At 63.2% G+C, this 9,404-nt stretch carries 8 protein-coding genes and 1 tRNA gene; 4 read left to right on the forward strand and 5 right to left on the reverse strand.

All coding sequences use genetic code 11. The features are described from left to right. Window positions 1-24 precede the first annotated feature (24 nt). The 3 genes from ACE03M_RS18910 to ACE03M_RS18920 form a co-directional block, all read right to left on the reverse strand. Window positions 25-112, reverse strand: a tRNA-Ser gene (locus tag ACE03M_RS18910). 71 nt (window positions 113-183) lie between these two features. After that, a complete protein-coding gene (gene tadA, locus ACE03M_RS18915) occupies window positions 184-648 on the reverse strand; it encodes a tRNA adenosine(34) deaminase TadA (protein ID WP_143922197.1) in 465 nt (154 codons plus the stop codon). A 74-nt stretch (window positions 649-722) separates the two neighbouring features. Beyond that, a complete protein-coding gene (locus ACE03M_RS18920; protein ID WP_485935531.1) occupies window positions 723-1,277 on the reverse strand; it encodes a tRNA adenosine deaminase-associated protein in 555 nt (184 codons plus the stop codon). A gap of 78 nt (window positions 1,278-1,355) precedes the next feature. Here ACE03M_RS18920 and upp point away from each other — a divergent pair, with 78 nt between their 5' ends. The 3 genes from upp to ACE03M_RS18935 all read left to right on the forward strand — a co-directional run bounded on the left by upp (window position 1,356) and on the right by ACE03M_RS18935 (window position 4,134). After that, window positions 1,356-1,994 carry a uracil phosphoribosyltransferase gene (upp, locus tag ACE03M_RS18925; protein WP_485935533.1) on the forward strand — a complete coding sequence of 213 codons (639 nt, stop codon included), beginning with the start codon at window positions 1,356-1,358 and terminating at the stop codon, window positions 1,992-1,994. 282 nt (window positions 1,995-2,276) lie between these two features. Next, the gene (locus ACE03M_RS18930; RefSeq protein WP_143922200.1) at window positions 2,277-3,104 is read left to right on the forward strand and encodes a winged helix-turn-helix transcriptional regulator; all 828 of its coding nucleotides are present in this window, start codon (window positions 2,277-2,279) and stop codon (window positions 3,102-3,104) included. A gap of 88 nt (window positions 3,105-3,192) precedes the next feature. Continuing rightward, entirely contained in the window at window positions 3,193-4,134 is a 942-nt protein-coding gene (locus tag ACE03M_RS18935) for an endonuclease/exonuclease/phosphatase family protein (RefSeq protein WP_143922201.1), read from the forward strand. A 47-nt stretch (window positions 4,135-4,181) separates the two neighbouring features. On the opposite strand, the gene ACE03M_RS18940 is transcribed toward ACE03M_RS18935, so the two are convergent. Both ACE03M_RS18940 and ACE03M_RS18945 read right to left on the reverse strand, forming a co-directional pair. After that, window positions 4,182-5,369: a MarP family serine protease gene (locus ACE03M_RS18940; RefSeq protein WP_485935536.1), complete on the reverse strand. Its 1,188-nt coding sequence runs from the start codon at window positions 5,367-5,369 to the stop codon at window positions 4,182-4,184. 8 nt (window positions 5,370-5,377) lie between these two features. Beyond that, complete coding sequence (locus ACE03M_RS18945; protein ID WP_485935538.1) at window positions 5,378-6,745, reverse strand: PrsW family intramembrane metalloprotease; 1,368 nt, start codon at window positions 6,743-6,745, stop codon at window positions 5,378-5,380. Between the two features lie 692 nt (window positions 6,746-7,437). Here ACE03M_RS18945 and ACE03M_RS18950 point away from each other — a divergent pair. Next, the gene (locus ACE03M_RS18950) at window positions 7,438-9,366 is read left to right on the forward strand and encodes an LPXTG cell wall anchor domain-containing protein (protein WP_485935539.1); all 1,929 of its coding nucleotides are present in this window, start codon (window positions 7,438-7,440) and stop codon (window positions 9,364-9,366) included. Window positions 9,367-9,404: the final 38 nt, after the last annotated feature.

Below are 9,404 nucleotides of genomic sequence, written 5' to 3' on the forward strand. Positions count from 1 at the left end.
CGATACCCCCCCCCCCCCACAACGCGGTGGCGGTGGGATTTGAACCCACGGTAGGGGGTTACCCTACACAACATTTCGAGTGTTGCACCTTCGGCCGCTCGGACACGCCACCGCGGACAACATTACAGTCAGCCCGAGGCGGCGTCCAAATCGAGCGGGCGTGACCTGAGCCACTGTGCTGACTCACTCCGTCGACGTGCTTCGACCAGCGGGTTCCCCTCGTTTCGCGGCGAAGAAATCACTGAGCAGGTTCCGGCACTTCGTGGCCGCAACCCCGGAGTAGACCTCCGGGTGATGCAGCGCGGCGCGGTCGCGCAGCAGATCCCAGACAGACCCGGCCGCACCGGCCTTCTCATCGAATGCTCCATAGACGATTCGCGCAACCCGGGACCCGACGACTGCACCTGCACACATCGCACAGGGCTCGAGGGTGACGACAAGGGTAGCGTCATCGAGACGCCACCGTCCGGTCGCCTCGGCGGCATTGCGCAGTGCCATGAGCTCGGCATGCCCGAGCGGATCCTGATCGACTTCGCGTCTGTTGTGACCACGCCCGATCACCGCACCATCAGCGCTGAGCACCACAGCCCCGACGGGAACGTCGTCATGCGCACTCGCCAGAGCCGCCTCGGCGAGGGCGAGTGCCATCCAATCCTGGAAGTGCGCGTGGGCACCGAAGCCGAGATCCGCACTCCCCTCCGCCGAAGCCTCCTCCGGTGAGCTCAGCGGGCGGCCTGGAGCTGATCGGCGAACCCGACGGTCTCACCGACATGGGCTACGACGCGGGCAGGGTCCGAGCGGTACTTCTCCACCTGCTCAATGAGGTCAGCGGGCAGGACTCCGCGGTCGGCGTAGATCTCGGCATCTCCTCCCCATTCGGCGTCGACGTCGAACTCGAGCATCGCAATCTCTTCATCCTCGGCGTCGTCATCGGTTTCGGCGACCGCATCTTCTTCGAGACCGAATTCCTCCTCAGGCTCGGCCTCATAGGCATCGGGCTGCGAATCGAGGAAGTCGGCGAATACATCCGCGAAGGGGCTGAGCTCGACGGCACGCAGGTCGGACAGGAAGACTTTGATCTCGTTGTTCTCGCAGACTCGCACGAGGCCGAACCATTCGTCCTCGTGCTCGATGACCGCGACCGACTCGCCGTCTTCCGAGCCGGCCGCCTGCATCATCTCAACAAGGCTGTCGAGATCCGAGGCATCCCGGACATCGACATCGAGCGCACGAAAACCATCGCTAGTTTCGGCAAGGATCTCAGTGAAGTAGGACATGCTCCTATTGTGACTCCTCGGCCGAGCAATCACCACAGCTCCACGCGCGAAGATGAAAAGTTCCGTACCATTTCCCTTATGCGCCTTCATGTAGCCGATCACCCGCTCATCGCCCACAAACTCAGCGTCCTACGTGACCAGAGCACGGATTCTGCTCGCTTCCGTCAGCTCACCGAGGAGCTCGTCATGCTCCTCGCCTATGAGGCCACCCGCTCGGTTGCGGTCGAGGACAAGGAGATCACGACCCCCGTCACCACGTTCACCGGCACCCGTCTGGCCGAACCGCGCCCGGTCGTCGTGCCGATCCTTCGCGCAGGCCTGGGCATGCTCGACGGCATGCTGCGCATCCTCCCGACCGCCGAGGTCGGCTTCCTGGGGATGGTCCGCGACGAGGAGACATTCGAGCCCAGCGCCTACGCAGATCGTCTGCCCGATGACCTCAGCGGTCGGCAGATCTTCGTCGTCGATCCGATGCTGGCTACGGGTGGGACCTTGGCCATGGCCATCGATTTCCTCCTCGCCCGAGGCGCAAGGGACGTCACGGCGGTCTGCCTCGTCAGCGCCCCAGGGGGCGTCGCGCGCATTGAGAAGGACTACGCGCAGTCGGCGGATGTCGAGATCTACACGGCGGCACTCGACGAGAAGCTCAACGAGAAGGGCTACATCGTCCCCGGGCTCGGCGATGCCGGTGACCGAATGTACGGAATCGTCGACTGACCGAGGCCGGATGACGCCGGATGACGAACTATTCGGCGTCATACTTCGTCACACTCGTCTCATTTTCGAGCTTTCCTTTGCAACCGGCGAGTTTTGTGACAAATAATGAAGACATGACTTCTTCGACGCACCCGACGCGATTGTGCTCCGCAGGCATGTGTATGCCCTGCGTTCGTTGTCGGTGACCGTCCCTCCGCTGTCCGGCTTCGAACGAGTACACGCAGACTCCGCAGCGGACTCATTCAGTCACAACGGCCTGACAGGTCGAAGCAAAGGACAGCCATGTCGAATCCAGAACCAGCGTACGCACATCCACGCAGCGCAGCTGCCATCCGTCGCGCAGGAGCCCGGTTGAGTGCAGTAGATCCGCAGAACCCGCCCCACACCTTCGGCCCCGCCGGCGTCGTGCCCTCTCCGAAGGCAGCCCGCGGAATCATCGTCTACGTCGGCCTTGATGAGTCTAAGGCGGCGGCCGATGGGACCAACCTCTCTGCAATCGCCGGTGAGCTGCAGGCCTACGCGAGGGAGCTGGCCTCCCAGGCCGAGACCCAAGCGGTCATCGCTCTGGCACCTGAGGGCCGCGGCAACGACATCGATGCCGTTCGTGCCGTGGCCAACGGCTCCCCCGCCGCCACGGGCACCCCGGCTGGATCACACGGCCCGGTCCGCTCGCGCATTCCCAACCGGATCCATCCGCCGACCCTGCGCCGCGAGTCCGAGCAGGGCGTCGGGGAAGCCGCCCCCACAGGCGGCTTCGGATCCCGATTCGATGGGAACTTCCAGAACAGAACCGCCGAGCGCCTGCGCATCGACATCCCCCGCCGCGAGGTCCGCATCGACGGCGATCTCATCGATGTCACCACCAAGGAATTCGACCTCCTGGCGACTCTCGTATCTCATGCCGACTCCACACTGCCCCGTGAAGATCTCATCACTGCCGTCTGGTCGGGGGGCGAAGTCCCTGATGAGAGGACTGTCGACGTGCACATCCGACGCCTGCGCCGGCGTCTGGGAGAGTACTCTTCGGTGATTCGGACGATGAGGGGTTCCGGCTACCGCTATGACACTCACCCCGATGTCACAGTGTGGTCCGCGACCGCCCACCGGTGACTGATGCCTATTCTTGGGCGAGAAAGTGAGCCACGTCGCATGGCTCGCCCAGCATGAGGACAGACTCAACGGTTAAGATTCTTAATCGATGAACGAGGAATATTCTCAACCCAGGAAAACGCATAGCCCGGCCAAGGGGATCACCGCACTGATCTTCGGCATCGCCTATGCCGCATTTCTCCTGCTCCACCACCTGTTGCCGACCAGAATGGGCATTGCGCTGCTCATCGAGAGCATTCTTCCGTGGACGGGAATCTTCCTGGCCCTGGTCCTGCTCATGTTCCTCATCCGCTTCTCGCTGCTCTCAGCAATCGGCTTCCTGGTGCCGACAGTGGTCTGGGCCTCGATGTTCGGCTCCGCGGTGATTCCGGCGAGCGACAAAGGCGACCCGGATATCACCGTCGCCACGCACAATGTGGGTGCCAGGTTGTCCGAGCCCACAGCAGCGGCGAAGAATCTCGTTTCCGCTGACCCCGACATCGTCACGATTCAGGAGCTCGAGTCCCTGTCGGGCAAGATCATCCACAAGGAACTCGATTCCTCGTTCCAGCATTCGCAGGTCGTCGACACGATCGGCGTGTGGTCGAAATGGCCGATGTCCGCACCCGAAGAGGTGGACCTGGGACTGCAGTGGCCTCGTGCCTTCGCCACAACCGTCTCCACAGACCACGGCGACATCAGGTTCTACTCCGTACACATGCCTTCGGTGCGACCTGGTCACGAAGCCATGCGCAATGCCGCAATCCGCAGGTTGGCCACAGAGGTAGAAACCGATGAAGCCGAGCATGTCATCGTGGCCGGTGACTTCAACACCGCAACGACGGATACCAACTTCTCGACACTGTCTCCCCCGCTTGAGGATACGCGGGTCGAAACCGGCGGCGGATTCGGATTCACTTGGCCTGCCCGCCTCCCCGTCACCCGGCTCGACCATGTCCTCTATCGCGGATTCGAAGCCACCTCCGACGAAGTGCTCGACCGCGGCTCGAGTGACCACCGCGCCGTTCTCGCCGGCCTTGACGTGAAGTAGTTCGTCGGACTTGACGTGAAGCAGTTCTCGTAATCCTGTGCGCTGCCTCAGCCGGTGCAGTGTCCTGTCGGCTCCGGAGTCCGGTTCTGTGCTCCTGCTTGCAGCTCGTCGCTGATCTCCGCTCGCGTGAGGGCATACCCTGTCTCCTCATCGGTGGCGGACCTGGCGAAGACCATCCCCACCACGTCACCGTTCGCGTCGAGCAGCGGACCTCCCGAGTTTCCTTCACGGACGATTCCACGCACCGAATACACCTCTCGCACCACTGAGCCTGAATCGTAGATGTCGAGGCCGCGCGCGTCGATCTTCTCCCGCACTCGCGAAGGAGAGATCGTATAAGGCCCGTTCTGAGGGAACCCGGCGACTACGGAGTCATCTCCCGGTCCGAGCCCGCTGCCGAATTTGAGGGCGGGAGCATCGAGCTCGGGAACCCGCAGGACGGCCACGTCGGCCTCGGAATCGAATTCCACCACCTCGGCGGAATACGGCCTGCCCTTACCGCCGACCTGGACGGCCAGGTCCGTTGAGCCTGCAACGACGTGGGCGTTGGTGGCGATGAGTCCGTCACTGTAGACGAACCCCGAGCCCTCGGATCCTGTCGTGCAGGTGGTGGCAGTCGTCGTGACCTTGACGACGGATTCCTCCACACCACGACCGACGTCGACCATCGCGGAGTCGGGCTCCCCGACGCCGCGGATCTGCTCTGTCTGCCCCGAGAATACTTGCGGGAAACCTGTTGCCTCGAGACCCTGGGAGATGTCACCCAGAGCGATCTGTGAGGAGTACGGGATCGTCTTGTCAACGGCCGCTATCACGGTGGAGTCTGCGACCCATCGGTTCGGCTCGACCCACGGTGTGGTCCGAATGAAGCCCGCCGCCAGCCAGATGACGAGGACGTAGACGACGCCCGCGGTGACTGTGCCGCCGATCGAGTCGATGCCCTGCCCGAGTTCAGAGTCCATGGATCGTTTGATCCACACGCCGACCCCGTTGCCGGCGAAGGCGAACAGAACGCTGAGGACGAGCGGCATCGATGCGAGGAGGATGACGACACCGGGATTCTCCATGACCTGCGTGCCTTCGCTCAGGCGTTCGATCAGGGGTGAGAGCAGTCTGCCCACGATCCAGCCGACCACGAAGCCGGCGACGGTGGCGAGGCCGATGATGAAACCCTGGCGGAACCCGGAGAAGAGCGCAGCGATCCCCAGGACGATGATGACGACGTCGACGAGCATCACGAGACTCAGCGCACCACGCTTCCCGATGCGGCAAGAAGGCGATCGCGGGCGGAGGCGAACTTCTTCAGCTGGAAGCTCTCGATGTCACGTTCCTTCTGCCCGCCGACTCCGGCCAGGAGCCGCATGCGCGTGGTCGAGAGATCTCCGGAGGTGCGGATCATGGTGCGCATCTCCTCTTTGCCGCCGGGGAAGGAATCGGCCCAGCGCTTGCCGAATTTGCGTCCCTTCCAGGTTGCGAGCATGTCGACTTCGGAGTGAGTCATCCATCCCGTGTTCGCGTAGTCGCCGAGCATGTTCTGTGTGTGGAGTCGCTCGCTGCGCCGCAGAAGTATCCCGAGCACAATCCAGCAAGTGGTGAATATGAAGCTGAGGACGATGAGACCGATGATCGACGCGATGCCGTTGATCTGGCCCAACCCGGTCATCGTTCCGTTCCAGACGGCGTGCAGAAGCATGCCGACGAGAAGGCCGGGCAGCCACATCAGGACGGTCGCCCACCATTTCCACTTGCGGGCGGCGAAGCCGATGGTCACACCAGCACAGGTGCAGAACACAGTGTGCAGCAGCGGTGAGCACAGGCAGCGGAGGATGAATGTTCCCAGGAGGTCCCCGCCGCTCTGTTCCCAGGCTCCGCCGAGGTAGAGGACGTTTTCGGTGAAGGCGAAGCCTGCGCCGATGAGGGCTCCGTAGACGAGTCCGTCGAGGGGACCTTCGAAGTGTCGCCGAGCGGCGAGGACGATGACGACGAGCAGCACGGTCTTCGTCGTCTCTTCGACGACCGGGGCCTCGACGACTGCTCCGTAGGCATCGGGCAGACTTCCGACGCCGGCTAAATAGAGTGCGACCTTGCCGACGATGGAGAATACGAGCGTGAGGGTGACGGCAGCGACGGCACCCCAGAGGAGGCAGAGGCCGAGGATGATCTTCGGCTGCGGCTTCCATCGGTCGAGCCAGAGCACATAGGCGATGATTCCGATCAGCGGTATCGCCGACAGCGCGACCAGGGCGAAGAGCCTGAGGCCGAAGCTCAGTCCCCCGAGAAGAGCGAGAACCAACAGCCCGATGAATAGCCCGACCACAGCAAGGATGGCGATGACCAGACGGATGATGTTGGCGGTCGACCCGGGCTCTTCCTCAGGCTGAGATTGGCGCACGGCGCCGGTCCATGGAGTCTCCGAAACCACCTGCTGAGGCGCCTGCAGGCGCGCGCGGACCCGCATCTCTTGGGTCACGGTCGGGGCGAACCGCGCCTGTTCGTAAACGCGTCCCGGCATCGGCGGCTGGCCATACATCTGCGGCTGGCCCTGCATCGGCGGCTGGCCCATCGGGGCGCCGAGGTGGGGGTTGCCCTGGCCTTGTGGCGCGGGGTTCATCCCCGGTTGGGGAATCTGCCGCGGCGGCACATGAGAGCCTGGCACCTGCGAACCGGGACCGGGCTGCTGCGGTCGCGGCCGAAACCGGTCGTTGTTCGGGCGCTGTGGCGGTGGGACTTGTTGTGGCGGCCCCTGTGGCGGCCCCTGCATCGGTACTTGCCCCTGCTGCGGCATCCCTTGTTGAGGCGCCCCGTTGAGGTTCCGGGGGTCAGCGACCCGAGGCGGTTGCGCGCGCGGGGGCACGGAATTGCCCAGGTGCGCGTTCTGCTGCGAGTCGGGGCTGTTTCCGGGGCCCGCCTGATGCGACATATATCGTCCTTCTTGGTATGGAATTCACCGCCTCGCCAAGTTTACGGTCCAATGCTGACGTCAGGCCCAAAACGGTGTTGCCGTACCGCAACAGTTGCTGACATTCGGTGGCCACTCAAGTTCGCTGCTATGTGGACGGATCACCATTCCCGGCACCACCTTGGCGAGGGACAGCAGCCATGAAATCGTGCGCTGCCCGTCCAATCTCAACGGCACCCATCGTGATCTGGAACGATGCGCATCCGGGGTCGTGTTTGCCTGTCCACACCCCCGCTGCGATCGCCGTCGACTCATGGTCGTTTTCCTGTGGACGGCGCCGAGTGAATTCACAGGCAGATTTACTGCTCTGGTCAGGCACGACTCGTCCATCGTGGAATCGGGGTATGACTACTCGCAGACGCTTCACTCTCCGCTCCGCTCTCTTCTTCTTGGTCCTGGCTCTGACAGCTCTCATCGGGCTCGGTCCGGCCATGGCCCAAGGGCCGCCCTCCTCGCTCGGGGAAGTGCCTATGCTCAAGGCCAGCGACACCTATGGTCCTGGCATCTGGCATCACGCACCGCAGGGCAAGACCTGGTACGGCTCCTACAGAACCTTCGATGACACGCAGGCGTACTGCATCGATGCCGGCAAGCAGTCGCCTCTGCCCAAGTACTTCACGACCTCGAAAGCGCAGAAGATCACCACCGCTCAGACCGCGTGGGCGCTGCACGAGTACTCCGGATCTGAATCGGCGGACGTGCAGGCGGCCTTGAGCGCATTGGCGCGTCTGGATGAGGCAATCCCGCATGATCACAAGGTTCCACCGCAGGAGCCGGGCGATCTGGGAAAGAAGTTCAAGGGTGCTGCCAAGCAGTTCTCAAAGATCAGCGCCGAGGCGAAGAAGCTCGCGGGCCCCTATACCCTCGATGTCAGCCTGACTCCCGTCGCGGCCATGCCGGTGCTCGAGCCGTACGGCAAACAGGGACCCGAGGGCGGTGACTTCGAACGAGTCGATGACGATCAGGACGACGATGCGAGGCCCCAGTTCCCCTCGACGGATACAGTCACGCTCTCGGTGTCCTTGACCAGCTCCTCCGGCACTGCCGTGCCAGGTATTCCCATCACTCTCGACATCGACGGAACCGAGGACGCACCGAAGTCCCTGACCAGCGAGGTGAAACCCGTTGTCACCACCCTCAGACTCAACGCTCCGGGCGCAGTCACGGCCAAGGCCTCAGCGAGTCTCGCTCCCGAGTCTGTCCTGCTCTACGAACCGCAGAAGACCAAACGTGTCCAACGCGTCATCACCCCTGACGAGCCTGTCGAGATCTCTGCTCAGGCGAAGGTCGACATGACCTCGCAGCCTCGTGTGTCCACCGACATCTCCGACCAGAGTCCACAGCCCGGCGATTCGATCACCGACAAGTTCACTGTCTCCGGCCTGGTCGGCGACCATACGGTGACCGTCGAACATGAACTGTGGAAGACGCAATCGGCACCCGAACCCGGGAAGAAGAACGACGACGCCGAAGTGATTGCTGAGGTGACGTCGAAGGGCATCGGCAACGGCACGCACCGTTCCGACGCAATCACAGTCCCGAAGGACTTCCACGGATGGATGTACTTCACCGAGACCATCACCGGCGACGAGTCCACCAGGGAATGGAAGGGCACCCACGGTCAGCCGCGGGAGACAGGCTTCGTTCCTTGGACCCCGAGTGCCGAGACGGAAGCGGTTCTTGAGGTCAACGCCGTCCACGACGAAGTCACGGTCAGCGGATTGCGGCCGGGCGGTGAAGCTGTGATCACGATGACGGCATATCACTCAGAGTCAGAGCCGCAGCAGTCGAAGGATGCTAGCGGTACGAAGCTCCATTCCCAGGACATCACAGTCGTCGGAGACCACGAGGGAAAGGCAACCGTGAGCTCAGAGGCTGTTGACATGCCCGTCGGGTGGGTGACCTATGTGACCACGATCCAGGGCAATGACGAGCACCAGAAGTGGACGAGCGACTGGGGCATCCCCGCTGAAACAGTGCACAGGCCGCCCGAAGAGACTCCGACGATGCCACCCGAGGAGCCCTCGACGCCACCTGCTCCACCAAAAGCGCCAGAATCGCCTGAAGCGCCTGCTCCTCCAGAATCGCCTGCGCCGCCAGCTGACCCACCGGCCGAACCTGTCGCTGACAAACCTGCGGCGCCAACCCCAACGGCACAACTCCCGCGGACGGGAACGACTGGCAACGGAATGCTCATCGGCGCCGGAATCTTCCTCATCGGTCTCGGAGCCACGGCGCTGCTCATCACCGGCAGCCGACGAAGCAAGGAGTAAGAAGATAAGGAGAAAAGCGGCGGCCCGGAGGACACACG

This window comes from Brevibacterium sp. AGC70 (genome assembly GCF_057334195.1).